This window comes from Arthrobacter sp. NPDC058130, from assembly GCF_042884475.1.
Classification (GTDB): Bacteria; Actinomycetota; Actinomycetes; order Actinomycetales; family Micrococcaceae; genus Arthrobacter.
Genome location: NZ_JBHVTV010000016.1, coordinates 33,176 through 59,396, shown reverse-complemented (window position 1 = coordinate 59,396; position 26,221 = coordinate 33,176). Strand labels below are relative to the sequence as shown.

The following is a 26,221-nucleotide window of genomic DNA, read 5'->3' as shown; positions in this document are numbered from 1 at the left end:
TGGGATCACTTCGTCCCGCTGAGGCTGATGTCGTACTTCTCCACCAGCGACTTGTACTTGGCGGCGTAGTCCTTCCACTGCGCGACCACTTCCTCGCCGGAGATTTCCTTCGGGGTCAGCATGTTCTTCTTGTTGAATTCCTTGTACGAATCGGACTTGAACGTCGCCTGGATAGCGGCGAGCAGCTTGTCCTTGACGTCCTTCGGGGTTCCCTTGGGAGCCGCGACCGCACGGTACTGCGCGACCGGAACGTCGTAGCCGGATTCCTTGGCCGTGGGCACGTCAGGGAGGAAGGAGTTCCGCTCTTCCGAGAAGACGAGCAGCGGTGAGACCTTGCCGGCCTGGATCTGCGGCATGGCTTCGCCGAGCTGGATGGTGGAGACCTCCACCTGGTTGCCCAGGACCGCGGTGAGGGCGGGCTTGCCGCTGTCGAACGGAACGTCAGTGCCCTTGACGCCGGCCTGCTTGAAGAGGACGGTCTGTGCGAGCTGGCTGCCGGTACCCACACCGGTGGTGCCAAACGTGATATTGCGCCCGGCTCCGGTCAGGTCCTTGATGCTGGTGAAGCCGGAGGCCTTGCTGGCAACCAGCACGTAATCGTCCTGAGACAGTCCGGCGATAATGTCCAGATCGTCGATGTTGACGGCCTCTTCCGGGGTGACGGCAAGGGGCGTGATCGTGACCAGCGAGGCCGTCACCAGCAGGAGGTTCTGGCCGTCAGCGGGCTTGCCGGCCACTTCCTTCGTGGCAAGGGCTCCATTGGCCCCCGGCTTGTTCACCACCGGCATAGGGGCGCCGAGGGATTTGGACGCACCTTCGGAGATGGCACGGGCAATCAGGTCGGTGCTGCCGCCGGCGGCCTGACCGACGGTGAGGTTGACGGGGCCGTTCGGATATTTTGAAGAATCGGCGCTGCCGCCGGCAACATTGCCGCAGGCCGTCAGCGCCAGAAGCGTCAGGGCGGATGCCGCTCCAATTACAGTGCGCCGCGAAGGGAAGTGCATCATTGAAACTCCTCATTGGTGGTCAGGGTCTGGGCCCGGAATCATGTGAACCGCGCCACTGGCGGTTCGCTGTGTCGAGTGTAGGAGCGGCTATGATGCATGTCTAAGCCCAAATATGCATCGAGTGATACCGGGAAGGCATCATGTTTACCTTTGATCAACTGGCCGGATTCATCGCGGTCGCCGAAGAACTTCACTTCGGCCGCGCGGCGGAACGCCTGAACATGACCCAGCCTCCGCTGAGCCGGCAGATCCAGAAGCTTGAGAAGGCCGTCGGCGCCGAACTGCTGGAACGGGACAACCGAAAGGTCCAGCTGACCCCCGCCGGAGCCGCCTTCCTGGAGGAAGCAAGGCGGCTGCTGGCCCTCGCGGAACGGGCCCCGGTCACCGCCCGCCGCATCGCGTCGGGCCGCTCCGGTCTTCTTCGCATCGGCTTCACCGCCGCCAGCGGGTTCAGTATTTTGGGGCCGCTGCTGGAGGAGATTTCGGCAATCCTCCCCGACGTCGATGTCGACCTTCAGGAACTGGTGACCGGCGAACAGATCCAGGCCCTGGAAACGGGAGAATTGGATCTGGGGCTGGCACGCCCACCCTTCGACAGAGACGTATTCGACTCGCGGCTCCTGTACCGCGAATCCATGATGGTGGCGGTTCCGACCGGCCACCATCTGGCCCGCCGCGGCGGAGTTGTCGGGAATGACGACCTCAAGGATGAGGCCCTCATCATGCACTCGCCATTGCAGGCCCGGTACTTCTACGACCTCGTGATCCGCATGCTGCCGGTGCAGCACGGGAACGTGGTGCACACCGTCAGCCAGATCCTGACCATGGTCTCACTGGTTGCGGCCAAACGCGGCGTCGCCTTTGTGCCCCGGTCCGCCACCGCACTGGGCATCCAGGGGGTCGAGTTCCTCCCCCTGGCCAGCAGCCATGGCGAGCCCGTAGAGCTCCATGCCATCTGGAGCCGGAAGGTCAGCAATCCCGCATTGGCACGGCTGCTCGGCGCCCTGGATTTTCAGCTGGACTAGAAATCCGCAATGCACTCAAGGTATCAATGCATTCAATATTGCACTTGGACAGGCATTAGCCCCCAAACTTAGTCTGAAGGGGAACCGCATTTCCCCGCCGAACCGGCGCATACCCGCAAGGACCATACCGTGGCAAAATACACACCCCAGGAACTGGCGAACGTCCTCAAGGACGGACTGCTGTCCTTCCCGGTGACCTCATTCGACGCCAATCTGCAGTTCGACGAGGAAAACTACCGCAAGCACCTTGCCTGGCAGGCCAGCTTTCCGGTCGCCGGGCTCTTCGCAGCCGGCGGAACGGGTGAAGGATTCTCGCTGACCCCATCCGAGTCCGGGCGCGTTGTCCGCGCCGCCGTCGAGGAAGTCGGCGGCCTTGTCCCGGTCCTGGCCTCCGCCGGCGGCTCCACCGCACAGGCCGTCGAGAACGCCCGGGCCGCCGAGGCCGCAGGCGCCGAGGGCATCCTGCTGCTCCCGCCCTACCTGACCGAAGCGGACCAGGGCGGCCTGATCGAACACGTCAGCGCCATCTGCCGGTCCACCCCCCTCGGCGTCATCATCTACAACCGCGCAAACGCGATCTACAAGGACACCACGGTGGCCACGCTGGCCGACCGCCACGAGAACCTGATCGGCTTCAAGGACGGCGTGGGCGACCTCGAGCACGACGCCCGCGTGTACGCCAAGCTCGGCGACCGCCTGTTCTACCTCGGCGGCCTCCCGACGGCGGAGACCTTCGCCCTGCCGCTGCTGCAGCTGGGCATGAGCACCTACTCCAGCGCCATGTACAACTTCGTGCCCCAGTTTGCCCTCGACTTCTACCAGGACGTCCGCAACCAGGACCGGGTCGCCGTCAACAAAAAGCTCAACGATTTCGTGATCCCGTACCTGGACATCCGCGACCGGGTGAAGGGTTACTCTGTCTCGATCGTCAAGGGCGGCCTCGACGCGATCGGCCGTTCCGCCGGCGGAGTCCGTCCGCCGCTGCAGAACCTTGCGCCCCAGGACCTCGCAGACCTCAAGTCCCTCATCGCCACCGTTTCCTAGGAGGACGCACCGTGACACTCACCGGACACTCGCTCATTGCCGGCCAGGCCGTCGCCGGCGACGGCAAGACGGCACACGCCTTCAATCCCGCCACCAATGAACAGCTCGAACCCGGCTACACGCTGCTCACCGAAGGACAGCTGAAAGCCGCGACTTCGGCCGCGGCAGCGGCCTACCCCTCCTTCAGCACGCTCGACCCGGAAACGCACGCCCGGTTCCTCGAGGCGATTGCCGGGAACATCGAGGCGATCGGCGAGGAACTCGTCACCCGCGCGGGTCTCGAGACCGGGCTGCCGGCCGCGAGGCTGCAGGGCGAGCGGGCGCGCACCACCGGTCAGCTCCGGCTCTTCGCCGGCGTCGTCCGCCAGGGTGATTTCCGCGGCGCCAGGATCGACCCGGCGTTGCCGGAGCGTGCTCCGCTGCCGCGCGCCGACATCCGCCAGCGGCAGATTCCCCTCGGACCTGTGGCGGTTTTCGGTGCCAGCAACTTCCCGCTGGCCTTCTCGACGGCGGGCGGGGACACCGCGTCCGCCCTCGCCGCCGGCTGCCCGGTGGTCTTCAAGGCCCACAATGCGCACCCCGGCACCGGCGAACTCGTCAGCCAGGCCATCGCCAAGGCAGTCCGCGACACCGGGCTGCACCCCGGCGCGTTCTCGCTGATCTATGGTCCGGGCAGCAGCATCGGCCAGGCCCTCGTGGCCGATCCTGCCATCAAGGCTGTCGGCTTCACCGGCTCGCAGTCCGCCGGCATCGCGCTGATGCGCACCGCGGCCGCCCGGCCCGAACCCATCCCGGTCTATGCGGAAATGTCCTCGCTCAACCCGGTGTTCGTCTTCCCCGGGGCCATCAAGGGCAGCGCCGAGGAAATTGACGCGCTCGCCCGGCAGTACGTTGCTGCCGTCACCGGCAGCTCCGGGCAGCTCTGCACCGCCCCCGGCCTGCTGTTCGCCCCGGCCGGTGCGGCCGGCGACGCATTTGCTGCCGCCGTCGGCCGGGCTGTATCCGCCTGCGCCGGGCAAACGATGCTGACCGAAGGAATCGCCGGGTCCTGGAACGCCGGCGCCGAAGCCCTGGGCTCCGCCGACAACGTTAGCGTGCTCGGGCAGGGCGCCGAGGGCCCGACGAAGAACGCCCCGGCTCCTGCCATCTTCGGAACCGGCGTCGCCGAGTTCGTGGCCAACCCGGTGCTCCACGCCGAAATCTTCGGCGCAGCCAGCCTCGTGATCCGCTACTCAACCACCGAGGAACTCATTGACGCCGCCAACCGGCTCGAGGGCCAGCTCACGGCATCCCTGCAGCTCACCGAGGCGGACTACTGCACTGCGGCACCCCTCATCCCGGCGCTGGAGCAGAAGGTCGGCCGCATCATCGTCAACGGCTGGCCCACCGGCGTCGAGGTAGGCCACGCCATGGTGCACGGCGGCCCCTTCCCCGCCACCTCAGACAACCGGACCACCTCCGTGGGTACGCTGGCGATCAACCGGTTCCTGCGGCCCGTCGCCTACCAGAACCTGCCGCAGGAACTGCTTCCGGTGCCGCTGCAGGACCCCAACCCCTGGCGCCTGAATCGCCGGATCGACGGCGTCGTTCAAGCTGCCGCAGCAGAAGAGGCAGCAACACAGAAAGCAGAGGTCAACGCGTGACCACGCAGCCCACCATTGCCCACGTTGAAGTGGTCCCGGTCGCCGGGCATGACAGCATGCTGATGAACCTCAGCGGCGCGCACGGCCCGTTCTTCACCCGCAACATCGTGATCATCACCGATTCGGACGGCCGCACCGGCCTCGGCGAAGTCCCGGGCGGGGAGAAGATCCGAACCACCGTCGAGGAGGCCGGCGTCTTCCTGGCCGGCCAGCCCGTGGCCCGCTACCGCTCCCTGCTGCGGGATGTCGCGGCGAGGTTCGCCGATCGGGACGCCGGCGGCCGCGGCCTGCAGACGTTCGACCTGCGCACCACCGTCCACGCCGTCACCGCGGTCGAATCCGCCCTCCTCGACCTGCACGGGCAGTTCCTCGGAGTTCCGGTCGCGGAATTGCTCGGCGACGGCCAGCAGCGCAGCTCCATCCCCATGCTCGGCTATCTCTTCTTCATCGGCGACCCCCGCCGCACGGATCTGCCGTACCTGGTGGAGGAGGCGCCGGCGGACCGGTGGGAAAAGCTGCGCCGGCTGGAAGCCATGACACCCGAGGCCGTGGTGGCCCTGGCCGAAGCAGCCCAGGAACGCTACGGCTTCAGCGACTTCAAGCTCAAGGGCGGCGTGCTCTCCGGCGACGCCGAAGTGGACGTTGTGACCGCCCTCGCCCGGCGTTTCCCGGAGGCGAGGATCACCCTCGATCCCAACGGCGCCTGGCTCCTGGACGAGGCCGTCCGCCTGGGCAAACGCATGCAGGGCGTCGTGGCCTACGCCGAAGACCCGTGCGGCGCGGAAGGCCGCTTCTCCGGACGCGAGGTCATGGCCGAATTCCGCCGCGCCACCGGGCTGAAGACCGCCACGAACATGATCGCCACGGACTGGCGCGAAATGTCCCACGCCATCCGCAGCAACGCCGTGGACATCCCCCTGGCGGACCCGCACTTCTGGACCATGCACGGCTCCGTCCGGGTCGCGCAGATGTGCGCCGAATTCGGCCTCACCTGGGGATCGCACTCGAACAACCACTTCGACGTTTCACTCGCCATGTTCACCCACACCGGAGCAGCCGCCCCGGGCGAGATCACGGCACTGGACACGCACTGGATCTGGCAGGACGGCCAGGGCCTCACCAAGGACCCGCTGCAGATCAGGGACGGCGCCATCGAGGTTCCGGACGCTCCCGGCCTCGGAATCGAACTGGACCGCGACGCCCTGGACAAGGCACACCAGCTCTATCTGGACCACGGCCTCGACGCCCGCGATGACAGCATCGGCATGCAGTACTACGTTGACGGCTGGTCCTTTGACCCCAAGCGGCCCTGTCTCGTTCGATGAGGATTGTTCGCTGAAGCTCTCCCGGGCCGCGACAGGAAAGTCAATGTGAAGAGCTAAGGTAAGGACCAAAACTTGGGCGGCGTTGCCACCGGAATACTGATTGTCGCCTCCGTCATCGCCGTCGGCTATCTCGCGGCCCGGTTGCGGATCCTCGGACCCGAGGTCCAGGGCGCCCTGACCAGCACCGCCTTTTACATCACCAACCCGGCGTTGCTGTTCACGGTGGTGGCCGGAAGCGATATCCGGGCCGCCCTAGGGACGGATGCCCCGCTGGCGCTGCTCTCCGCGGCGGCAGTGGGGCTGCTTTATGCCCTGCTGAGTTTCCTGTTCTTCCGCCGGCCGGTGGCGGAGACAGCCGTCGGCGCGATGGCCAGCAGCTACGCCAACGCGAACAACATCGGCATCCCGGTGTCCCTCTACGCCGTGGGAACGGCCCAGCATGTGGCGCCCGTCCTGCTGGTGCAGCTCCTCGTGCTGGCACCGTTCTATGTGACGGTGCTGGGCCTCGCGGCAGGGTCCAAGATCTCCTGGCGGAAGGTGCTGCTTCAGCCGTTGACCAATCCAATGATCATTGCCTCGGGCCTGGGCGCTGCCGTCGCGCTGACCGGCTGGACCGTCCCGGAACTAGTGCTGAAGCCGATCGACATGCTCGCCGGCGGTGCCGTCCCTATGGTGCTGCTGGCCTTCGGCCTGTCTTTGGCAGGCAAGGCCCCGCTGCAAAAGGGCGATGGGCGTATTGAATCCCTCGTCGCCACCTTCCTGAAGCTCGTCGGCATGCCCCTGATCGTGTGGGCCCTCGGCTACTTTGTTTTTGGTCTCGAGGGGCAGCATCTGCTGGCCCTCGTGATCATGGGGGCGCTCCCCACGGCCCAGAATGTCTTCCTCTTCGCCTCCCCCTACGGCCGCGGGGAGATCGTTGCACGGGACGTGATCCTGTGCACCACAGTTCTTTGCGCCGGCTCCCTGCTGGTCATCGCCTGGCTTCTGGGGTGACTGCAGCAAAAGAGGGCAGGCGGAGAAATACGGCACCAACACTTGTTATACAAGTTTGCAACTTGTAACCTAAGTTAAGCAGGGCGCAGTTGCCTCGCAGGAACTTCAGGGAGAACCATGACCAGCGTTGATCTCATCCGCCACGTAAAGCTGTCCACGGCAAGGCTTCCACTCGCCGTTCCGATCAGCGACGCGAAAGTCTTCACCGGGCGCCAGAAGCCCATGACCGAGGTCGTGTTCCTTTTCGCCGAGATCACCACCGAACAGGGCCACAGCGGAATCGGCTTCAGCTACTCCAAGCGGGCCGGCGGCCCGGCCCAGTACGCCCATGCCAAGGAAGTCGCCGAAGGCATCATCGGCGAGGACCCGAACGACATCGGCCGGCTGTACACCAAGCTTCTCTGGGCCGGGGCGTCGGTGGGCCGCTCCGGGGTGGCCACCCAGGCGCTGGCCGCCATCGACATCGCACTCTATGACCTCAAGGCCAAGCGCGCCGGCCTGCCGCTCGCCAAATTCCTGGGCTCCTACCGGGACTCAGTGCAGACCTACAACACCTCCGGCGGCTTCCTGAACGCCTCCCTCGAGGAGGTCAAGGCCCGCGCCACCGTCCTTTTGGACGAAGGCATCGGCGGGATCAAGATCAAGGTCGGCCTGCCGGACACCGCCGAGGACCTGCGCCGCGTGGCCGGCATCCGCGAGCACATCGGTTGGGACGTGCCCCTCATGGTCGACGCCAACCAGCAGTGGGACCGCGCCACCGCGCTGCGGATGGGGCGCCGGCTGGAGGAATTCAACCTCGTCTGGATCGAGGAACCGCTGGACGCCTACGACTTCGAAGGCCACGCAGACCTCGCCCGCGCCCTGGACACCCCCATCGCCACGGGCGAAATGCTGGCCTCGGTCGCGGAGCACAAGGGGCTGATCAACGCCAACGGCTGTGACATCATCCAGCCCGATGCGCCCCGGGTGGGCGGCATCACGCAGTTCCTGCGCCTTGCCGCCCTGGCCGACGAGCGCGGACTCGGTCTCGCCCCGCACTTCGCCATGGAAATCCACCTCCACCTCGCCGCCGCCTATCCGCGCGAACCGTGGGTGGAACACTTCGACTGGCTCGATCCGCTCTTCAACGAGCGCCTCGAAACCAAGAACGGCCGCATGCTGGTACCGGACCGTCCGGGGCTCGGCATCTCCCTCAGCGAGCAGGCACGCGCCTGGACGACCGATTCAGTGGAATTCGGCAAGTAACCTTGAAGCCATGAGCCGGAACCTGACCGCGGACCTCGCCAGCGACCTTCGCAGGCGCATCGTCGACGGCGACATCCAGCCGGGCGCGAAGCTGCCCAGCGAAAACACCCTGATCAGCGAATTCGGCGTCAGCCGGACCGTGGTCCGCTCGGCCCTGACCCGGTTGCAGGCCGAGGGACTGGTGGAAACCGAACGTGGGCGGGGCAGCTTCGCGCTGACCCCGCCCCCGCACGGCGATCCGCCAGTGCCCGGCGGCCGGCCGGTGTCCAGCATGGAAGACCGGCTCCACCTGCTCGAATTCCGCATGGGGGTCGAGGCTGAGGCCGCCGCCCTGGCGGCCCGCAACCGCACGGACCGCCAGCTGAAGGCCGTTCAGGATGCCCTGGCGGCGTTCACCAGCAGCAGCGACCACCCGGCGCACGCCATGAAGGCTGACTACGAATTCCACAAGGCCATCGCCGCGGCGTCGGGAAACCCCTTCTACTCGGACTGCCTGGCAGCACTGGGGCAGACCATGATCGCCATGCCCCGCACCCGGCTGATGACTGGGGACGAACACTACGCGCGGGAACACTTTGAACAAGTGGTCCACGAGCACGAATCCATCTACGCGGCCGTAGCGGAAGGCGACGAATCGTCGTCGTCGGCCGCCATGCGCAGCCACCTGGCCAACTCACGGCGCCGGCTCCGGGCCGTCGCGCCCGGCAACGGCTGAACCTGGCACCGGTCTTAGGCTGGGCCAACCAGTCCCTCAAGGTATCCAGCGATGCAAATTATGTGTTGGACGGGCATGACTGCCGCCGAATAAAGTGAAGAATCGCTGTGGCGAGGGCCACATTCAAACAGCCCGCCACCGCCGACCAGCTTCGCCAATTCAAAGGAAATCTCCATGCAGTCTGTAGACAACGCTGTCACGGACGTGGCCTTTGCCACGAAAAAGTTCTTCAAGCGGGTGCTGCCCATCATGCTCGTCATGTTGGTGTGCAACCAGCTCAACCGGTCCAACATCGGCTACGCCCAGGAGCATCTGCAGGCGGATGTCGGCATCGGCGCTGCCGCCTACGGCTTCGGGGCCGGGCTGTTCTTCGTCGCGTACGCCATCTTCGAACTGCCCAGCAACGTGATGATGGAGAAATACGGTGCCAAGGTCTGGCTCGCCCGGATCATGATCAGCTGGGGCATCGTGTCCTTTTTGATGGCGTTCGTGCAGAACGAGACCATGTTCTACGTCCTGCGGTTCCTGCTGGGCGCCGCGGAAGCCGGGTTCTTCCCCGCCGTGATCTTCTACTTTGCCCGCTGGGTACCTGCCGGCCAGCGGGGCAAAGCAACAGCCATCTTCATCGCCGGCTCCTCGATCGCCGCCGCGCTCTCCGGCCCGATCGCCGGAATGCTGCTCAGCCTGCACGACGTCCTGGGGCTCCGCGGTTGGCAGTGGCTGTTCGGCTTCGAAGGACTGCTGTCCGTGATCGTCGGCATCGCCGTGTTCTTTGTCCTTGACGCCAAGATCCAGGACGCCAAATGGCTGACGGCGGGCGAAAAGTTTGCGCTCACCGCGGCGATTGCAGCCGAGGACGCGCAGCACGCCACCGCCGCAGGCGGGAAGGTCAACCGCTGGAAAATGCTCCTGAACCCCCAGATCCTCCTCCTGTGCGGCATCTACTTCTCAGTGCAGCTCTCCATCTACGCCAACACCTTCTGGCTGCCCAGCATCGTCAAGCAGATCCCGGGGACCACGGACCTGAGCGTGGGATTCCTCTCGGCCATCCCCTGGGTCTGTGCCGTGATTGCCATGTACTTCGCCGCCAAGTGGCAGGACAAAGCCAAATCCAAGCGGCCCCTGCTCGTGGCTGCGCTCCTGGTCGCCGCCGTCGGAACCCTCGCGGCCGCCATCGCCACTCCCGTACTTGCCCTCGTTTTCCTGGCCATCGCCGCCATGGGGTTCAAGAGCGCGTCACCATTGTTCTGGACCATCCCCCAGTCAGGCCTGCACCCGATCATTCTCGCTCCGGCCATCGCCATCATCAACTCCCTTGGAAACCTGGGTGGCTTCGTGGCCCCGTTCGGATTCGGCATCATCAAGGAGCAGACCGGCAGCGTGGTACCGGGCCTCTTCGCCCTCGCCGCGGCATCAACAATTGCCGCCGCACTCGTGTACTTCCTCAAGGAACGCAAGACTGAAACCGCAGAGCCCGCAGCTTCGCATGATGTGGTGTCCCCAGTGGTCGTGACCGCCAAATAGCCACCGGACCCCCGACAGGAAAGGCAGGCACCCTGTGGGTGCCTGCCTTTCGTGTCGCCCATGCCGCTCTTAGTGTCTCTTGCGTGCGTCCTGCAGGTGCCGGTCGAGCTTCTCTTCGGCCTCGCGGCGCCGCTGGCCGATAATGCGCAGCTGCTGAGTGATCGGATTTCCGTAGCCATCTACGTCGTGGTGATGCGTGCCCTTCATGCGCTCTGGGTCGGAGGGCAAGGTCACCCGCGGTTCAGTATTTTCGCCCATATCGGGATGATCCCACAGTGCACAGCGGCTGAAAAGGACCGCTGGTCAGCCGGAAATCGGCTCCCGTCAGACACACCGCAGGGCCCGTAATTGATGGTGATGAGAGCCATTCTGTTGAGGAGCGGCGCCTCTCGCTAGACTTAAGTTGCGCCGCAGAAGACGCAGAGTCCGTCTCGGGAAAGGCACGATCATGACCGACAACAGCGACTTCGAAGACACTGCGAATGAGGCAGGTTCGGAAAAGAAGCCGGAGGAACCCGACCTGCGGGGGCGGTACGTCGAAGGCGATTTTGGCCAGGCCGGTGTGCAGCGTGGCCGCCATGCTGACGACGAGGAAGGCCAATACGTCGAAGGCGATTACGGCGTGGCAGGCAGCGAGGGCGGTCTGCCCGAACCGCTGGGAGGCAAGGCCCGGGAATCAGGGCGCTATGTGGAGGCCGACTACGGCGATGCCGGAAGGACGTCGGGACGCACTGCAGAATCCGAAATCGGCCGGTACTCAGAGGGCGACTATGGCGCGAGCGGTACTGTGGATCCCGTCCGAAAACCCGGTACTGGCACCGGGCCGGGTAAGGACACCGGCGCGAGTAAAGACACCGACAAGCAGGAATAATTCAGCACATTGCACGCCGCCGGCCGGTTGTGCACCTGGTGCACGGCTGTAGGACGAAGGCGCGGTTTCGGAATCGGTTCGCTAAATTCCGTCTTCGGCCATGCCGCCCAGCCCGCCCCGATCCGGGCGGCCATAGTGCACTCGCAGGGTGGGACGTTGATGCAGGATGGGCCGGCGGGCGCCTGAATGGAGCCCGAGGATGCCGCCACTGCCTGTCCTCGAGGGCGGTGTGGGCGTTTCCGCTCCTGCCGCCTCGCCCGGGACCAGGAACAGATGGGGTGGGCCGCGTCGGCCTGCTTCCTCCCGGAGGGCGACCAGGTGCTCCACGAGCGCAATTTCCGGTCGGTCCGGGTGGGCCTGCAGGCACTGCCACAGCTGTTCCCGGGCACTGGCCTGTCCCGGCGTGGAGTCCGACAGCACCGCGGCGATGATCTCGGCGGCCTGCAGACGTAGCCGCGCGTCGCCGTCCTCCTGATTGCTCACCGAAGGGCTTGTGGGCGGATACTCCCGTGGCGGCTCCGGACGGGACGACAATTCCATGGACATTGGCTTTTCCTTTGTTCCCGTTCCGGCTGAGCCCGGAACCGGCGATGGCACCCCACAGTCCTGCATTTTGATCTTCGAGCCAAACAGAGCCGAAGACTCTGAAGCAACCTTACATCCGGAAAGACCGGTCTGTCTCTGGCAGGAAGCGAATTCCGGCGGGGGCCGCTCCCGGAGGCGATGACCCTGTCAACGGTGCTGGACCCGAGGACTGCGATGGCCACCACCGGAACATGGCGTGTCCCGCCGCCGCAATATGGCGTTTTTTCGGCCTTATGACTGGGGAATAGCCGCGCGGTGCTGTACGTTTCACTGAGCCCAATCACCACTCGAGAAATGAGAACAACCCACGTGGCAACCGACTACGATGAAGTCCGCTCCGACGTCAAGGAATCCCAGGAGAACTCCCTGGAAGCGCTGCAGTCAGCGAATGCGCCTGATGCGCGCAGCGTTGTGCAGGAACTCGACGAGGCCGACGGCCTGGACGGCGCCGGCGTCCCGGGCGGCGAGTTCATCGCCGAAGAACTGATCGTTCAAGTCATCCCGCAGGGCGGAGACGAGTTCACCTGCTATTCGTGCTTCCTGGTCCGGCACCGCTCCCAGATCGCCCGGCAGGTTGGCGCGCACGCGTACTGCACGGAGTGCGAGGGCTGAACCAGTCCGGCAACCGGCCGCCCCCGGACGATGATCCGGCCGTGTAGCAACCTGCCGTTTACCAGCCCGCACCGGGGGTTCATGACCGGTGGCTAGTGTGGCGAGTCCTTGTTGAGATCCAACCTTGAGAGGCTCACCCAATGAGAACGACCCGCACCCGAGGCATCCTCACGGCCGCCGCAGCAATCGTCCTGGCCGCGTCCGCAATCAGCGCCACCGCGGCAGCCCAGGCGGCAGGCAACAACTCAGATTCCGGCAACGGCAGTGAAACGAATTCGGCCCTGGCCGATGCCTTCAACGGTGTTGACCGGAACACGGGCTGGCAGCAGACGTCAAAGCTGAAACTGAACTTTCCCACCTACCACACCGAGGGAATCGCCTACAGCCGGGACCACATCTTCCTCTCGGCCGTTCAGATCCTCGAGCCGACCGTGAAGTTCCCCAGACCGCAGAACGGTTTCGACCGCACCCCCGGCAAGGGCGTCGGCCACCTGTTCGTCATGGACAAGGCCGGCAACCTGCAAAGGGACATCATCCTGGGCGAGGGAGACATGTACCACCCGGGCGGCATCGACTTCGACGGCACCAATGTCTGGATCCCCGTGGCCCAGTACCGGCCGGACAGCAGCGCCATCATCTACCGCGTGGACGCGAGCTCGCTCGAGGTCCACAAGCAGTTCGAGGTGAAGGACCACTTCGGCGGCATCGTACTGGACCAGCAGACGGGCCACCTGGTCGGCAACACCTGGGGTTCGCGCCGGTTCGCTGAATGGGACCTGCAGGGCAAGCAGCTCTCGACCTGGCAGAACCCGAACTTCTTCATCGACTACCAGGATTGCCAGTACGTGCCCAACTCCAGGATGCTGTGCGCCGGAATCACCAACCTCCCGCAGACCCCGGCGGCCGGGGGCGCCGGCGTCGGCTACGAGCTCGGCGGCATGGCAATGATCGACCTCAAATCCCGCAGCGTCATCCGCGACGTCCCGTTCCAGCAATGGTCCACCGCAGGCCACGTGGCCTCGCGCAACCCGTTCAAAATGACTGCCGACGGCGGGCACCTCACCATGAGGGTGGCCCCCGATAACGGCGAGGAAGGCAACGGCACGGAAATCCTCACCTACGAAGCCACCGTGGCTCCGGCCAAGTAACACCGGCCAAGTAGCACCGGCCGGCCGCGGGAGAGCCGAACCGGGTCAGGGCTTCCCTCGGTCGGGGGCGGCTCCGGTGGAGGCGCGGATGGTCAGGTGGGTCGGAAGCTCGACCTGGGTCCGCGCTGCGGCGCTCGTCGGGCGGAGCCGGCTGAGGAGCATGTCCGTGGCGACCCGGCCGGCCTGCTCGATCGGAGCGGTCAGGGTGGTCAGCGGCGGGGAGCAGAAGTCGGCCCCGAAGATATCGTCGCAACCGATCACGCTGATCTGGCCCGGGACGTCGACTCCGCGCTCCTTGAGCCGGACCAGCATGCCTATGGCCATCAGGTCATTGAAGGCTATGCAAGCGGTGACTCCGCTGTGCAGTGCAGCGTCCGCTGCGGCGGCCCCGGACCGCTGGCTGGGATAGTAGGGGCCGAGCCTGCGGATCGAGATGCCCAGGGTCTCGGCCGATTCCTGCAGGGCCGTCCAGCGGCTGCGGTCGGACCATGACGTCGGCGGCCCCGCCATGTAGGCGATGTCGCGGTGTCCCAGGGAGACCAGGTGCTCCACGGCCTGCTGGACCCCACGCGGGGTGTCGATCAGGACCGTGGGGACGCCCGGACTGGTCCTGTTGATGGTCACGATCGGGACCGTTGCGGCGGCAACTGCGAGCTGGTCATCGTTCAGCCGGGTTGCCGCGAGGATGAACCCGTCCACCGAGGCACGCAGCTGCTGCAGGTAGTTGATCTCGAGGTCGTTGTCTTCTTCCGTGTCCACCAGCAGTTGGGTGAATCCCGACGCCCGCAGCTGGCGCTGGGTGCCGCGGATGATATCGAGGAAGAAGCCGTTGGTGATGTCCGGAACCAGCAGGGCAACGCTCCGGGTACGCCCCACGGTCATCTCGCGGGCAGCGGAGCTGGACACATAGCCCAATTCGGCCGCGGCAGCCTCTACCCGTTCCCGGGTCGCCCAGTTGACCCTGCCGGGCTGGGACAGCGCGCGGGAAACCGTCGACGTCGCCACGCCGCTCAGGGCGGCGACGTCCTTAATCGTGGGGGCGCGCCGCCACGGGGAATCGTGCGGACCGGCTGTGACGACGTCGTCCATGAAGGCTCCTAGCAACCCGTGCAGTTAGTTATGGCCTCATCATGGCACAGCAAACTTTTCATTGGCAATATTTGGCAACTCATTGCCGCTGTTGCATTTGTTGTCATAGTGTTCCAGGTGACAACCGGCCCCCGCGGCCAGATCCCTGCATTCCGGGGCGACTCAATGAGGAGCATAAGAGGAAATGAACAAAGCTAAATTGCGCTTGATCGGCATTGCCGCGTCCCTGTCTGTTGGCGCGCTGGCACTCGCCGGTTGCGGCTCCGAGAACGGCAACTCCTCGGGCAGCGGCCAGGTGGATGGTGCCGGCAAGACCCTGGATGTCCTGGTAGGGGCCAACGCACAGCACGGCGACAAGTTCACGGCCTGGCAGGCACACATCGCGGAGGCGTTCAAGAAGTCCACCGGCGCGGATCTGAAGTTCGAGACGTTCGCCTCCGCCAATGACGAACTGTCCAAGATCCAGACATCCGTGGTCGCCGGACAGGGCCCTGACGTCTACGCCGTGGGGACGACGTTCGTCCCCACGGCCTTCTCCACGGACGCCTTCGTCAAGCTCGACGCCGCGCAGTGGGACAAGGTGGGCGGCCGGGACCGTTTCGTGCCGGCGACCCTGGGCATCTCGGGCCCCGATTCCCAGAACGAAGTGGGTGTCCCCTTCCTGAGCCGGCCGTACGTGCTGGCCTACAACACCGAATTATTCAAAAAGGCCGGCCTGGACAAGCCCGCCACCACCTGGGATGGCCTGCTGGAGCAGGCGAAGAAACTCACGTCCGGCGGCACCTACGGGTTCGCGACCGGTTACGCGGACAACTACACACCCTGGAAGTTCGCCTGGGCCATGGCCAACCAGACAGGCAACCCCCTCGTGGAGGACAACAAGGCCCGCATCGAGGACCCCGCTGTCCAGAAAGCCTACGAAACCTACTTCGGCTGGCTGACCAAGGACAAGGTGGTCAACCCGGCAGCCTCCGGGTGGAACGACAGCCAGGCCGCGGCGGACTTCGCGTCCGGCAAGTCGGCCATGATGCTCATGACCACAGCAAACGCCAAGCCGACGTTCGATGCAGCACCGATCAAGGGCAAGTACGCTTTCGCCACCATGCCCACCGTGCCGCCGGGCCAGGCCGTCAGCCCCTCAGGCGGGAATCCGGTGACGTCGATCATCTCCGGCGACGACCTCGTGATCGCGAAGTACTCCGAGCAGCAGGACCTCGCCGCCGCCTACATCAAGCTGGTGACCAGCGAGGACGAACAGCTGTACTACAACCAGCAGTTCGGCGACCTGCCTGCCAACGCTGCCGCGGCCAAGAAGGTCGCTGACTCCAGCCCGATGCTGGCACCGATGATCGAATCCGCCACCAAGGCCAAGTCCACGCCGTTCACCGGCGCCTGGGGCGACATTCAGCTGGCCCTGACCAACATCGCGGTCCAGGCACGCCCGGCCCTCGCCGGCGGCGGCGTCGACGAATCGGCACTGAAGGAGGCCCTGGCCAAGGCGCAGAAGGACGCGCAGGCTTCACTGGACCGGGCGGCGGCCAACAAATGAGCCTTATGACCAAAAAAGCCGCTAACCAGAGGCGCCTGCCAGCCGCCACCCCGCCGCCCACACGACGGCGGCGCCCAGTCAGCGAGCGCAGCCGGCCGCTGTGGTTGCTGACCCCCGGCGGCCTCCTGATCGGCCTGATCATTGTGGTCCCGCTGCTGCTGGGTATCTACATCTCGATGCTTCAGCTGGACCAGTACACCATCCGCAAGTGGATCAGCGCGCCCTTCGTGGGCCTGTCCAACTTCGTGGAGGCATTTACCGGGACCGAGCTGCTGCACGCCTTCGGCAACAGCGTCGCCTTCGCCGTGATCGCAACCGTCATCACGGTGCCCATCGGGGTCTTCGCGGCCCTGGCCACCCAGAATGCGTTCCGCGGCCGGTCTCTGGTCCGTTCCGTCTTCCTCATCCCCTATGTGCTGCCATCCTTCGTCGTCGGCACCTTCTGGCGGACCATGCTCCAGCCGGACGGCATCATCAACAAGCTCCTGAACGGGGCCGGTTTGCCCTCCGGCCAGTGGCTTAGCGGTCCGGCAAGTTTCTGGGTGTTAATCCTGGTCGAAGTCTGGGCGGCCTGGCCGTTCATCTACCTCATGGCCTTGTCCGGGCTGCAGTCCGTGGATCAGGAAGTCCACGAGGCGGCCGCCGTGGACGGTGCGTTGTGGTGGACCAAGCTGCGGTACGTGATCTTCCCCTACCTGCGCGGGCCGGTCGCCCTGGCCTGCCTGATCGCCACGTTGCACCACATGAACAACTTTTCGCTCGCCTTCATTCTCTTTGGCGTCCCGGCGCCCGTGGACGTACAGGTCCTCCCCACGCTGGTCTACAGCATGAGCTTCACCAGCCTGCGGTTCGGCATGGGGGCGGCAATGGCGCTGCTGTCCCTGGTGTTCATCGCCCTTCCCCTGTACTTCTACCTGCGGGCCGTCAAGCTCGACACCGGCACGGAATCAGGAGCCAAAAAATGAGCCAGTCAAACACAGCGGTGGCAGTCGACACTCCCCCGGCCATTACTCCAGTCCGCCCGGTCGCGGACCGCAATACAAAGGCACGGGCAGGCGGACAAGCGGCCACCGTCACCCGCCTGCTGCCCAGGCCGCTCCTGGTCACGGTTATCGCCGTCATCGTCACGACCATCACGGTCCCGCTTCTCTACATCGTCTTCGCCTCGATGAACTCCGACGTCGAAGTGGCCCGGGGGGCGTTCTTCCCCACGGAATTCACGCTAGGGAACTACACGACGATCTGGAAGACCCTCCCCCTGGGCCTGGGTCTGGGCAACAGCATCGTGATCGCCGGCGCCGTGGCCGTCGTCGCCGCGCTGTTGGGCATCATCACGGCCTATGTGCTGGTGCGGTTCGAATTCCGGGGCCGGCTGGGCATTCTGCGCGGACTGATCGGACTGCAGAGCCTGCCCGGCACGCTGCTGCTCCTGCCGGTCTTTGTCGTCTTCGCCTCCGCGGGCAACTACCTTGGCGTCACGGTCATCGGCACCGGCTGGGGCCTGTTCCTGGCCTATCTGACCTTCGCGCTTCCTTTTTCAATCTGGGTCATGGTTACCTACCTGCGCGGGCTTCCGAAGGAACTCGAGGAAGCGGCCCGGATCGACGGCGCCTCCTCGGTGGGTGTCCTCTTCCGGATCATCTTCCCGCTCAGCTGGCCTGGACTCGTCGTCGCCGGTGTCTTTTCCTTCCTGCTCGGATGGAACGATGTCCTGTTCGCCTCCGTCCTGACCCGCCCGAACACCCAAACAGTGGCCGTGGTCCTGCAGATCTTCGGCGCCTCCTCCGAAGGCGGGGCCCTGCCCCTCTACGGGCAGATGATGGCCGCCTCCCTGGTCTGCGCGGCGCCTGTGGTCATCCTCTACCTCGTCTTCCAGCGCTTCCTCGTCGGCGGCCTGACCGCCGGCGGCGTCAAGTAACCACTCCCACCCCATAGGAGAAATATCCGTGAACGACACCAAGGTCACCTGGACCCTCTCCGGGTTCGGCGACGAAATCAGCCCCGACCCGGCCGTCCAGATCGCCGTCCTGCAGGCACTGGGCGCCAACCACATCGAGGTCCGCAGCGCCTGGGAAACCAACATCGTTGACCTCGGCGAGCAGGGTCTGCAGCGGCTGAAGACCATCCTGTCCGAGCACGGCATGGGCGTGTCCGCCATCGCCTCCCCGATCGGGAAAGTCGATGTCAGCGAACCCCTCGAGGCCGAGCTCACCCGGCTGCAGAGGGCAATCCACGCCGCGCAGACTCTCGGCACCGGCTACATCCGCATCTTTTCGTTCTACCGGGCGGAAGGCACCAGCGCCGAGTCGATTCGCGGGCCCGTCATGGAACGCATGCGTGCCCTGGCCGCGGCTGCCGAGGCAGCCGACGTGGTCCTGCTGCACGAGAACGAAAAGGACATCTACGGCGACACCCCCGAACGCGTCCTGGACATCATGGAGACCGTTGCTTCACCGGCCCTGCGCGTGGCGTGGGACGCGGCCAACTTCGTCCAGGTCGGGGTCAAACCGTTCACGGAGGCCTACCCGAGCCTGCGGCCCTACCTGGAATACCTCCAGGTCAAGGACGCCCAGATGGACACGCGGCTGGTCATGCCGGCCGGCGAAGGCGACGGGGAACTCCAGGAAACCATCAATGCCTTGCGCGATGACGGATTCACCGGGTTCGCCTCGCTGGAGCCGCACCTTGCCCACGCCCACCACCTCGGCGGATTCTCCGGCCCCGCCGCGTTCGGCATAGCCGGCCGCGCCTTCAACCGCGTTCTCGATGCAGCAGGAGTCGGCACCAAATGAGCAGCACACTCCCACCTGTGAACCCGGCCTCCGCGGTCTTCCCGCTCCGCACCGCCGTCGTCGGCTGCGGCGTCATCGGCCGGCAGCACGCCGAAATCATCACCGCCGACAAAGACCTTGAACTGGTTGCCGTCATCGACGCCGTCGAACCCGCCGCGCATGCTTTGGCGGACACGCTCGACGTCGGACCCGCCGGACGCCGTCCGGCCGTCCACCGCTCGCTGTCCGCGGCCCTCGGCAGCACCGATGTCGACGTCGTAGTGATCTGCACGCCCAGCGGAGTGCACTCGGACCTTGCCGTCGAGGCACTGGACGCGGGCAAGCACGTCATCATCGAAAAGCCGATCGACGTCGACCTGCCCAGCGCCCGCAGGGTGGCCTACGCCGCCGCGGAGGCCAGGACCCGCGGGCAGGTCACGTCCGTGATCAGCCAGCATCGGTTCGATCCGGCCAGCATCGCCGTCGCCTCGGCCATCGGCGCCGGCCGACTCGGCCGCATCACCTCCGCCGTCGCCTCCCTGGCGTGGTGGCGGGCCCAGGAATACTACGATTCCGGGCAGTGGCGCGGCAGTTGGGACATGGATGGCGGCGGGGCCGTGATGAACCAGGGCGTGCACACCGTTGACCTCCTGCTGTGGTTTCTGGGCCGGCCGGTGGAGGTCCACGCCCACACCGCGCTGCTGGCCCACAACAGCATCGAGGTCGAGGACACGGCCGTCGCCACGCTGCGGTTCGAATCCGGGGCCCTCGCCGTGCTGCACTGCACCACGGCGGCATACCCGGGGCTGACGGCGAGGCTTCAGGTCTTCGGCAGCCGTGGCTCATCGGTCATCGACAACGACCGCCTGCTGTATTTCCATTCTGCGGCCAACGATCCCGACGCTGCCTCCGTGCCGTCCTATGGACTGTCCGGCGGGGGCAACCAGGCCGCGGACGAAGTGGGCGAAAGCGAAGCTTCGGCCAACGTCCGCGGCGCCGATGACCTCCAGACCGCCCACCACCGGCAATACGGCAACGTCATCGAATCCATCCGCACCGGCGCGCGGCCGGCCGTCGGGGTGGAGGAGGCAACCGCGGCCCTGGCCACGGTGCGGGCGCTGTACGTCTCGGCGACGCTGGGCACGTCCGTGAATTTCGAGGACGTCCTGGCCGGCAAATACGACGACCTGCCCATGGTCACGGGCGGAAGGGACTGACGGATTGCCGGCTAGGCCGGGGCCAGTGCCTGTACCGAGGTTCGCTCCACGGTGGGGCAGTAGATTTTTGCGGCGGTTTCCGGTGCATCCTCGAGGCCCAGCAGCATCCGCACCCCGGCCGCGCCCAGCTCGTAGTGCGGGAGGGATACCGTGGAAAGCGGGGGCCGGAGGTGGGCTGCGATGACTTCCTGGTTGTCGAATCCCACCACCGCGATGTCCTCCGGAATGGACAGGCCGTGCTCGCGCAACCCGTCATAGAGTCCCATCGCCATCCGGTCGTTGTAGCAGTACACGGCCGTGACGTCCCGCTTGAGGAGTTCCTCGGTGGCCCCGTACCCGCCTTCCTGGTCTGGATATGCTTCCAGGACCAGGCTCGGATCGAAGTCGATGCCGGCCGCTTCAAGGGCTTCCCGGTAGCCCTCGAGGCGTCCGTCCTTCGCCGGGGCGGGGATGGTCGCGTTGATGAAGGCTATGCGGCGGTGACCGTGCTTGAGCAGGACCTCCGTCGCTGACCGGCCGCCCTGCACTTCATCGGGAACGACGGCCCGGGTGCCCGGTTCGGTCGAGAAGCAGTTGACCAGGACGAAGTCCGCCTCGCGGAGCGGGGCGGGTATGTCCGTGGCACGGTGGAACCACGTCGAGTAGAGGATTCCGCGCACCTTGTATTCGAGCATCATGGAGATCGCGTCAGTCTCAAGCTCGCTGTTGCCTTCGGTGTTGGCGATCAGGAGGGCGTATCCGTGTTTCCATGCCTCATCCTGGGCGCCGTGGATGATCTGGCCGGCGAAGGGCGTTGTTGCGATGGCGTCGGCGACAAGTCCGATGAACCGGGAGCTGCCGCTGACCAGGGTTTGGGCCATCGCGTTGGGCCGGTAGCCAAGGTCCCGGATCGCGTCCCGGACCCGGTTGCGGGTGGCGGCGGAGATGCGGGCGTCCTTTTTCTTGTTGACGATCAGCGAGACGGTGGCGGTGGAGACCCCGGCTGCTTCCGCCACCTGGCGCAGCGTGACGGGCTGGGCGCGCGTGGGCCGCTTCGGGGGTGCAGCCTCAACCGATGGCGTGCCCGAACTATTCTCCTGCGAAATCATTTGCCCTCCGTCAGGAGTATATCCGGCTGTTGCTGCTGTCATCCCTTCGTCGCCCCGCTTTCCAGTCCTTGGATCATCGCCTTGTTGAGCACCAGGAAGACCAGCAGCAGCGGGGTGATGGTGACGCAGACGGCGGCGAACGTGGCGGTCCAGTCGGTTTTGCCCATGGCTCCGATGTAGTTCTGCAGGCCGAGCGGGATGGTCTTGAGTTCCTCGGAGAGGACGAAGGTGTTGGCGAAGATGAAGTCGTTCCAGATGAAGATGCTGTTGACCAGGACGACGGTCACGACAGTGTTGACCGACAGGGGCAGGGTGATGAGCCCGAAGATGCGGTACGGCCCCGCACCGTCCAGGGAGGCGGCCTCGTACGTTTCCCTGGGGATGTATTCAAAGAAAGACGAGAACAGGTAGATCGACATCGGAAGGGCAAACCCGGCCAGGGGAATGATCATCGAGGGGTAGGTGTCGAGCAGGTTTATGGTCGAGTAGTCGATGAACAGCGGCACGAGGGCGATCTGCACGGGCACGATGATGCCGATCAGGAACAGGCTGCGGACGAACTTGCTGAACCGGAAGCCGAGGACCTGGAGCGCATAGGCTGCCATCATTCCCAAGAGCACGATCAGCAGGTTGGCTCCCATGGTGACGATGAAGCTGTTGAGGATGTTCAGCCCGAGGTTGCCGGTTTCGAAGGCGCGGGCGTAGTTATCCCAAGTCAGGGACTGGGGCAGCGCAAACGGATCGCCGGCGGCGAAGTCGTGCTCGGGGCGCAGGCTGGTGATGAACAGCCAGGCGAGCGGGTAGACCTGCACGATGACGATGAGGGCGATCAGCACCTTGGACAGTGTGCCGTGGAGGTTGGGCTTTCGACGCCGGCGCGGCGGCGGCGGGCTCTCCGGCAGGGTGGCAACGGGCCTGGTGATCGGGGCTGCTTGCGCGGTCATGCCTCCGCCTTTCGTTTGAGCATGAAGAGGATGAGCCCGACGGCGGCCAGGCATTCGACGACGATGAACACGGAGATGGTGCTGGCGTAACCGAAGTCGGTGCTGGTGAAGGCCGTCTTGTACATGTAGGTGGTCAGGAGTTCCGAAGACTGTCCGGGGCCGCCGTTGGTCATCAGGTAGGGGATGTCGAATCCGCGTAGCCCGTAAGTCGTGGCCATGATGGTGGTGGTGATCCAGACCGGCCGGATGTGCGGGAAACGGATCTTGGTGAACAATTGCCACCGCGAAGCGCCGTCGAGGCGGGCGGCTTCCTCCAGTTCCAGGGGAACGGAGAGCAGCGCCGCGTAGAGGATGAGCATGTACAGGCCCGTAAACCGCCATCCTTCCGGCGCCGAGACCGCGGCCAGGACGGTGTTGATGTCCGAGAGCCAGGGGCGTTCGAGGGCGCCGAGGCCCACCCACTGCAGGACCTGGTTGAGCAGGCCCACCGGGTCGATCGAGTAGATACGGACAAAGAGGAACGCGATGGCCACCGTCGAGATCACCGCCGGCAGGAGGTAGAGGGTCTTGATGAGCTCCCGGCCCCGGCGCAGCGAGGTCAGGAGGCTGGCCACCAGCAGGGCGCCGCCAAGCTGCAGCACCAGGCAGATGGCCAGGTAGCCGAGGGCATTGAAGAAGGAGCGCCAGAAGATGTCGTCTCCGGTGAACATGCGCACATAGTTTGCCAGTCCCACGAACTCCATGTCGCTGATCCCGTTCCATGAGAAGAAGCTCAGGACCAGGGACTGGAGGATGGGGAACAGCACCGCCGCGCCGTAGAGCAGCAGCGGCGGGAGCAGGAAGACCAGGACGGACAGTCGTGACCTGTTGGGAAGCATGGTGGGCCCTTTCGGGTGGGGGCCGGAGCCCCCACCGCAGCGGTTACTTGAAGAATTTCGGGGCGTTTTGCGCGACGGCGTTGTCCATGGTGCTGGTGAACTGCTCGGGCGTGATGTTGCCCTGGACGAGGAGCACGAGCTCCTGCTGCAGCCTGCCGTTGGTGGTGGGATCGAGCTGGGTGTCCCACGGCATGGCCTGCTTGTCCCCGAGGTCGTTCGCCTTCTCAAGGGCCTTCTTGTAGAGCGGTGTAGCGTTGGCCGGCAGGGTGGTTTCCACAGTGGTGGTCGGTGAGAGCGCACCGGTGGCCGCGTATTCGGCGGGGTACTTCGCCAGGGCGAACTTCAGGAAGTCGCTCACGAGCGGGTCGTACGTCTTGGCGTTGACCGCCATGCCGATGCCGGACGGGGAGACGAATTCGTTGGCCGCCGTGACGGATCCCTGGTTCGTCGGAAGGGTGAAGAAGTCGGTGTCATCGCGCACCGCCCGATTCAGCTTGTCGGTTGCCAGGCTGGGCAGTTCCCACGTGCCGATGTTATACATGGCGGCCTGGCCGGAGGTGAACTGGTTCTGGGCATCGGAGTATCCCTGGGAGGAAAAGCCGTCCTGGAAGCACTTGGCCTTGCCGAGCGCAGCCAGCCACTGAACGGTCTTCTGGCCTGCGGGGTCAGAGAACTTGGCTTCACCCTTCTTGAGCTTCTGGATGAACTCCGGGCCGGCATCCCTGAACGGCTGGTAGGCGACGTACCGTTCGAGAGGCCACTGGTCCTGGCCGTCGATGGCGATGGGGGTGATGCCGGCCTGGCGCAGGGCGGTGCACATGGCGGGGAGGTCATCGAGGGACTTCGGGACGGACACTCCGGCCTTCTGCAGCAGCGCCTTGTTGTACCAAATGAACTCCAGCTCGAACTGGAACGGAATCATGTACAGCGACCCGTCGTCGAACCGCTGGTAGTCAAGGGCGCCGGGCCGGTAGCTGTCGTAGACGTTCAAGGACTTGAGCAGCTTCTCGGCGTCGACCATTTTGCCCTGTTTCGCCAGCTGTTGGGCGAACGGAGTGGCGTCAGTGTCGAAGAGTTCGGGTAGCTTGTTCGCGGCGGCGAGGGTTTCCAGTTTCTGGATGTAGGAGGGCCTGTCGGGGGTGGTGATCAGGTTCAGCGAGAAGCCCGGGTGGTCCTTGGCGTAGTCGTCCGCGAGTTTCTTCATGATGTTGATGACGGCGCCGTCGGCTGGCCGGGACAGCAGCCACGAGATTTCCCGGGGCTTGATTTCCCCGGTGGGGCTCACGTTGGAAGGGTTGGTGGCCCCTCCGCCGCATGCTGCCAGGGCCAGGGCGGCGACGGCTGCCACGGCGGCGGTTCGGAACAGTTTTATCATTACGGCAATCTCCCTTGATCAGCTGAGGATGAGTTGGGTTGGCTGGCGGTGCGATTTAGTTGACGGTGCGATTTAGTTGACGGTGCGTTTTAGTTGACGGTGCGTTTTAGTTGACGGTGCGTTTTAGTTGTCGGTGCGCTGGCGTGTTTCAAATTCGGTGATGGTGACGGCTCCTTCTCCGGCGAAGATTCCGATCCGGCCCTCGGACCGGTCATAGATCCTGGTGCTGAGGGACACCTGCCGGTCCAGGACGGCGACACAGAGGTCTCCGTCGACGACCACTTCGAGCGTGTGCTCGCCCGGGCCCAGGTCACAGGGGCGTTCCAGTTCGATGTCGTACGGAATGTCGCCCGAGACATGCCATTGGGCTTCGCCGGTGATTTTCCGGGGCCACCGGTCAAACACCATGCGGCCCCGCTTGGGTTCCAGTCGAAGAACGTAGGACCGGTCGCCGTCGGCACTGGAACGGAGCAGCAGGCCGCACTCTGTGGTGCCGGGTGCGATCTGCAGGACTGCCTTGGCGTAGAACTGCGGCGGAAGGTCCTCTTCGGACACAACGGCTGCGAAGCCGTCCGGGACAGTGAGTGCCGCGGGAAGGTCCCGGTCCAAGGACACAGGGACCTCGTCCCAGAAGCTCTCCACGAGTTCGCCGGGGAACGAGAACGCCAGGGTGCCGTCGGGGTTCTGGCGTGCTTCCAGGACTGACATGGTGCCCGCCCACTGCCAGGCGCCGTCGTCCCGGTTGTCCTCTTTACTGGCGATCCAGCCGAAGAAGAAGCGGCGCCCGTCCCGTTCGGCTGTCTTGGAGGCATAGAAGGCGCGCCCGTCGATGCTGTCCAGGTCCGGCACGGTCCAGGGGCCGTCGGGGCTTTTGGCCATCCGGTACCGGGTGGTGAATGACTCCGAGAACTCCGAGTAGACCATGTACCACCAGTCGCCCCAGGCGAAGACGTCCGGGCATTCGTGGGTGATGTAGCGCCGGGGGTCCCAGAACGGCTGGGTGTGCTCCCAGGTCATCAGGTCCGGGGACACGCACTGGGCGATGACGCCCCGGCGGCGCTCGGGCCCCCCGGCGTGGCGGGCGGCCAGCAGCATCCGCCACTGCCCGGCCGCCTCGTCCCGGAAGACGAAGGGGTCCCGCCAGTCGCCGGGCTCATAGCCCTCCGGTGCGCCGAACGTCAGTTCCGGGTGCTTGGCCCAGGTCTTCATGCCGTCCGTGCTGGTGGCATGCATGACGAGCTGCAGCGGCGCGCCGTCGGGGCCGAGGTTCCGGGGGTTCTGGCCCGTGTAGAACAGGTGGTGGATGCCGGACTCGTCGCACACGATGCTTCCCGTGTAGGCATTGAAGTCCAGGTCATTGTCGCCGCCGTGGTGCAGCGCGACACCGTGGTCTTCGAACTGGGTGAGGTCCTTGGTGGTGACGAGGTTCCAGGAGGTCCCGGGTTTGGGGTCGGTGCGGACCTCGTGCAGGTAGAAGAGCCAGAACTCCCCGTCCTTCTCGAAGGGGATGAGGTCTCCAACCCAGCCGTCGGCCGGCTGGAAGAATACTGAGCGTTTCATCGGCGCTGATGTC

25 protein-coding genes are annotated in these 26,221 nt (G+C 65.4%); 16 read left to right on the top strand and 9 right to left on the bottom strand.

Annotated elements, in window-relative coordinates:
* Nucleotides 1–5: 5 nt before the first annotated feature.
* Nucleotides 6–1,007 (bottom strand): tripartite tricarboxylate transporter substrate binding protein, encoded by a 1,002-nt coding sequence (locus tag ACFVTM_RS20765; protein WP_390205945.1) that lies wholly within the window; start codon nucleotides 1,005–1,007, stop codon nucleotides 6–8.
* 140 nt (nucleotides 1,008–1,147) lie between these two features.
* Here ACFVTM_RS20765 and ACFVTM_RS20760 point away from each other — a divergent pair, with 140 nt between their 5' ends.
* The 8 genes from ACFVTM_RS20760 (at nucleotide 1,148) to ACFVTM_RS20725 (ending at nucleotide 10,521) form a co-directional block, all read left to right on the top strand.
* The gene (locus ACFVTM_RS20760) at nucleotides 1,148–2,032 is read left to right on the top strand and encodes a LysR family transcriptional regulator (RefSeq protein ID WP_390205943.1); all 885 of its coding nucleotides are present in this window, start codon (nucleotides 1,148–1,150) and stop codon (nucleotides 2,030–2,032) included.
* Nucleotides 2,033–2,161: 129 nt separating this feature from the next.
* Nucleotides 2,162–3,076, top strand: coding sequence for a 5-dehydro-4-deoxyglucarate dehydratase (kdgD, locus tag ACFVTM_RS20755; RefSeq protein WP_390205942.1), 915 nt, complete (start codon nucleotides 2,162–2,164; stop codon nucleotides 3,074–3,076).
* A gap of 11 nt (nucleotides 3,077–3,087) precedes the next feature.
* Entirely contained in the window at nucleotides 3,088–4,719 is a 1,632-nt protein-coding gene (locus tag ACFVTM_RS20750) for an aldehyde dehydrogenase (NADP(+)) (RefSeq protein WP_390205941.1), read from the top strand.
* Nucleotides 4,716–6,044, top strand: a complete 1,329-nt coding sequence (locus tag ACFVTM_RS20745) for an enolase C-terminal domain-like protein (RefSeq protein WP_390205940.1) — start codon at nucleotides 4,716–4,718, stop codon at nucleotides 6,042–6,044. The genes ACFVTM_RS20750 and ACFVTM_RS20745 overlap by 4 nt, the downstream gene beginning before the upstream one ends.
* Before the next feature lie 72 nt (nucleotides 6,045–6,116).
* A complete protein-coding gene (locus ACFVTM_RS20740) occupies nucleotides 6,117–7,037 on the top strand; it encodes an AEC family transporter (protein ID WP_390205939.1) in 921 nt (306 codons plus the stop codon).
* Between the two features lie 117 nt (nucleotides 7,038–7,154).
* Entirely contained in the window at nucleotides 7,155–8,282 is a 1,128-nt protein-coding gene (locus ACFVTM_RS20735; protein ID WP_390205938.1) for a mandelate racemase/muconate lactonizing enzyme family protein, read from the top strand.
* Between the two features lie 10 nt (nucleotides 8,283–8,292).
* Nucleotides 8,293–8,997 (top strand): FadR/GntR family transcriptional regulator, encoded by a 705-nt coding sequence (locus tag ACFVTM_RS20730; RefSeq protein WP_390205936.1) that lies wholly within the window; start codon nucleotides 8,293–8,295, stop codon nucleotides 8,995–8,997.
* A gap of 174 nt (nucleotides 8,998–9,171) precedes the next feature.
* Nucleotides 9,172–10,521 (top strand): MFS transporter, encoded by a 1,350-nt coding sequence (locus ACFVTM_RS20725; RefSeq protein WP_390205934.1) that lies wholly within the window; start codon nucleotides 9,172–9,174, stop codon nucleotides 10,519–10,521.
* A gap of 69 nt (nucleotides 10,522–10,590) precedes the next feature.
* Here the strand turns inward: ACFVTM_RS20725 and ACFVTM_RS20720 are convergent, their stop codons facing one another.
* Nucleotides 10,591–10,779, bottom strand: coding sequence for a hypothetical protein (locus ACFVTM_RS20720; RefSeq protein WP_390205933.1), 189 nt, complete (start codon nucleotides 10,777–10,779; stop codon nucleotides 10,591–10,593).
* A gap of 190 nt (nucleotides 10,780–10,969) precedes the next feature.
* Between ACFVTM_RS20720 and ACFVTM_RS20715 the strand changes: the two genes are divergently transcribed.
* Nucleotides 10,970–11,392, top strand: a complete 423-nt coding sequence (locus ACFVTM_RS20715; protein WP_390205932.1) for a hypothetical protein — start codon at nucleotides 10,970–10,972, stop codon at nucleotides 11,390–11,392.
* Between the two features lie 81 nt (nucleotides 11,393–11,473).
* Here ACFVTM_RS20715 and ACFVTM_RS20710 read toward each other — a convergent pair whose 3' ends face one another.
* Nucleotides 11,474–11,875: a hypothetical protein gene (locus ACFVTM_RS20710; protein ID WP_390205931.1), complete on the bottom strand. Its 402-nt coding sequence runs from the start codon at nucleotides 11,873–11,875 to the stop codon at nucleotides 11,474–11,476.
* Nucleotides 11,876–12,286: 411 nt separating this feature from the next.
* On the opposite strand from ACFVTM_RS20710, the gene ACFVTM_RS20705 reads away from it, so the two are divergent.
* Both ACFVTM_RS20705 and ACFVTM_RS20700 read left to right on the top strand, forming a co-directional pair.
* Nucleotides 12,287–12,589, top strand: coding sequence for a DUF4193 domain-containing protein (locus tag ACFVTM_RS20705; RefSeq protein WP_390205929.1), 303 nt, complete (start codon nucleotides 12,287–12,289; stop codon nucleotides 12,587–12,589).
* Between the two features lie 140 nt (nucleotides 12,590–12,729).
* Nucleotides 12,730–13,737 (top strand): DUF6454 family protein, encoded by a 1,008-nt coding sequence (locus ACFVTM_RS20700; RefSeq protein ID WP_390205927.1) that lies wholly within the window; start codon nucleotides 12,730–12,732, stop codon nucleotides 13,735–13,737.
* 45 nt (nucleotides 13,738–13,782) lie between these two features.
* On the opposite strand, the gene ACFVTM_RS20695 is transcribed toward ACFVTM_RS20700, so the two are convergent.
* Nucleotides 13,783–14,826 (bottom strand): LacI family DNA-binding transcriptional regulator, encoded by a 1,044-nt coding sequence (locus tag ACFVTM_RS20695; protein WP_390205926.1) that lies wholly within the window; start codon nucleotides 14,824–14,826, stop codon nucleotides 13,783–13,785.
* A 184-nt stretch (nucleotides 14,827–15,010) separates the two neighbouring features.
* Between ACFVTM_RS20695 and ACFVTM_RS20690 the strand changes: the two genes are divergently transcribed.
* The 5 genes from ACFVTM_RS20690 to ACFVTM_RS20670 are packed head-to-tail and all read left to right on the top strand — an operon-like array spanning nucleotide 15,011 to nucleotide 20,363.
* Entirely contained in the window at nucleotides 15,011–16,375 is a 1,365-nt protein-coding gene (locus tag ACFVTM_RS20690) for an ABC transporter substrate-binding protein (protein WP_390205924.1), read from the top strand.
* A gap of 5 nt (nucleotides 16,376–16,380) precedes the next feature.
* Nucleotides 16,381–17,340: a carbohydrate ABC transporter permease gene (locus tag ACFVTM_RS20685; protein WP_390205922.1), complete on the top strand. Its 960-nt coding sequence runs from the start codon at nucleotides 16,381–16,383 to the stop codon at nucleotides 17,338–17,340.
* Nucleotides 17,337–18,293 (top strand): carbohydrate ABC transporter permease, encoded by a 957-nt coding sequence (locus ACFVTM_RS20680; protein ID WP_390205921.1) that lies wholly within the window; start codon nucleotides 17,337–17,339, stop codon nucleotides 18,291–18,293. The genes ACFVTM_RS20685 and ACFVTM_RS20680 overlap by 4 nt, the downstream gene beginning before the upstream one ends.
* A 28-nt stretch (nucleotides 18,294–18,321) precedes the next feature.
* Nucleotides 18,322–19,167 carry a sugar phosphate isomerase/epimerase family protein gene (locus ACFVTM_RS20675; protein WP_390205920.1) on the top strand — a complete coding sequence of 282 codons (846 nt, stop codon included), beginning with the start codon at nucleotides 18,322–18,324 and terminating at the stop codon, nucleotides 19,165–19,167.
* Nucleotides 19,164–20,363 carry a Gfo/Idh/MocA family protein gene (locus ACFVTM_RS20670; RefSeq protein ID WP_390205918.1) on the top strand — a complete coding sequence of 400 codons (1,200 nt, stop codon included), beginning with the start codon at nucleotides 19,164–19,166 and terminating at the stop codon, nucleotides 20,361–20,363. Before ACFVTM_RS20675 ends, ACFVTM_RS20670 begins: the two co-directional genes overlap by 4 nt.
* A gap of 11 nt (nucleotides 20,364–20,374) precedes the next feature.
* Here ACFVTM_RS20670 and ACFVTM_RS20665 read toward each other — a convergent pair whose 3' ends face one another.
* From ACFVTM_RS20665 to ACFVTM_RS20645, 5 genes are all read right to left on the bottom strand, one after another.
* Entirely contained in the window at nucleotides 20,375–21,451 is a 1,077-nt protein-coding gene (locus ACFVTM_RS20665; RefSeq protein WP_390205916.1) for a LacI family DNA-binding transcriptional regulator, read from the bottom strand.
* A 38-nt stretch (nucleotides 21,452–21,489) separates the two neighbouring features.
* Nucleotides 21,490–22,395 carry a carbohydrate ABC transporter permease gene (locus ACFVTM_RS20660; RefSeq protein ID WP_390205915.1) on the bottom strand — a complete coding sequence of 302 codons (906 nt, stop codon included), beginning with the start codon at nucleotides 22,393–22,395 and terminating at the stop codon, nucleotides 21,490–21,492.
* On the bottom strand, nucleotides 22,392–23,273 hold the full coding sequence (locus ACFVTM_RS20655) for a carbohydrate ABC transporter permease (protein ID WP_390205914.1): 882 nt from the start codon (nucleotides 23,271–23,273) through the stop codon (nucleotides 22,392–22,394). Before ACFVTM_RS20655 ends, ACFVTM_RS20660 begins: the two co-directional genes overlap by 4 nt.
* 43 nt (nucleotides 23,274–23,316) lie before the next feature.
* Nucleotides 23,317–24,648, bottom strand: coding sequence for an ABC transporter substrate-binding protein (locus ACFVTM_RS20650; RefSeq protein WP_390205912.1), 1,332 nt, complete (start codon nucleotides 24,646–24,648; stop codon nucleotides 23,317–23,319).
* Between the two features lie 123 nt (nucleotides 24,649–24,771).
* Nucleotides 24,772–26,208 carry a glycoside hydrolase gene (locus ACFVTM_RS20645; protein WP_390205911.1) on the bottom strand — a complete coding sequence of 479 codons (1,437 nt, stop codon included), beginning with the start codon at nucleotides 26,206–26,208 and terminating at the stop codon, nucleotides 24,772–24,774.
* Between the last annotated feature and the right edge of the window lie 13 nt (nucleotides 26,209–26,221).

Coding starts and splice junctions, on each gene's coding strand:
- ACFVTM_RS20665 (WP_390205916.1), bottom strand. CDS start 21,451: ATGATTTCGCAGGAGAATAGTTCGGGCACGCCATCGGTTGAGGCTGCA.
- ACFVTM_RS20670 (WP_390205918.1), top strand. CDS start 19,164: ATGAGCAGCACACTCCCACCTGTGAACCCGGCCTCCGCGGTCTTCCCG.
- ACFVTM_RS20695 (WP_390205926.1), bottom strand. CDS start 14,826: ATGGACGACGTCGTCACAGCCGGTCCGCACGATTCCCCGTGGCGGCGC.
- ACFVTM_RS20685 (WP_390205922.1), top strand. CDS start 16,381: ATGACCAAAAAAGCCGCTAACCAGAGGCGCCTGCCAGCCGCCACCCCG.
- ACFVTM_RS20765 (WP_390205945.1), bottom strand. CDS start 1,007: ATGATGCACTTCCCTTCGCGGCGCACTGTAATTGGAGCGGCATCCGCC.
- ACFVTM_RS20720 (WP_390205933.1), bottom strand. CDS start 10,779: ATGGGCGAAAATACTGAACCGCGGGTGACCTTGCCCTCCGACCCAGAG.
- ACFVTM_RS20690 (WP_390205924.1), top strand. CDS start 15,011: ATGAACAAAGCTAAATTGCGCTTGATCGGCATTGCCGCGTCCCTGTCT.
- ACFVTM_RS20715 (WP_390205932.1), top strand. CDS start 10,970: ATGACCGACAACAGCGACTTCGAAGACACTGCGAATGAGGCAGGTTCG.
- ACFVTM_RS20655 (WP_390205914.1), bottom strand. CDS start 23,273: ATGCTTCCCAACAGGTCACGACTGTCCGTCCTGGTCTTCCTGCTCCCG.
- ACFVTM_RS20680 (WP_390205921.1), top strand. CDS start 17,337: ATGAGCCAGTCAAACACAGCGGTGGCAGTCGACACTCCCCCGGCCATT.
- ACFVTM_RS20645 (WP_390205911.1), bottom strand. CDS start 26,208: ATGAAACGCTCAGTATTCTTCCAGCCGGCCGACGGCTGGGTTGGAGAC.
- ACFVTM_RS20760 (WP_390205943.1), top strand. CDS start 1,148: ATGTTTACCTTTGATCAACTGGCCGGATTCATCGCGGTCGCCGAAGAA.
- ACFVTM_RS20725 (WP_390205934.1), top strand. CDS start 9,172: ATGCAGTCTGTAGACAACGCTGTCACGGACGTGGCCTTTGCCACGAAA.
- ACFVTM_RS20730 (WP_390205936.1), top strand. CDS start 8,293: ATGAGCCGGAACCTGACCGCGGACCTCGCCAGCGACCTTCGCAGGCGC.
- ACFVTM_RS20735 (WP_390205938.1), top strand. CDS start 7,155: ATGACCAGCGTTGATCTCATCCGCCACGTAAAGCTGTCCACGGCAAGG.
- ACFVTM_RS20650 (WP_390205912.1), bottom strand. CDS start 24,648: ATGATAAAACTGTTCCGAACCGCCGCCGTGGCAGCCGTCGCCGCCCTG.
- ACFVTM_RS20660 (WP_390205915.1), bottom strand. CDS start 22,395: ATGACCGCGCAAGCAGCCCCGATCACCAGGCCCGTTGCCACCCTGCCG.
- ACFVTM_RS20700 (WP_390205927.1), top strand. CDS start 12,730: ATGAGAACGACCCGCACCCGAGGCATCCTCACGGCCGCCGCAGCAATC.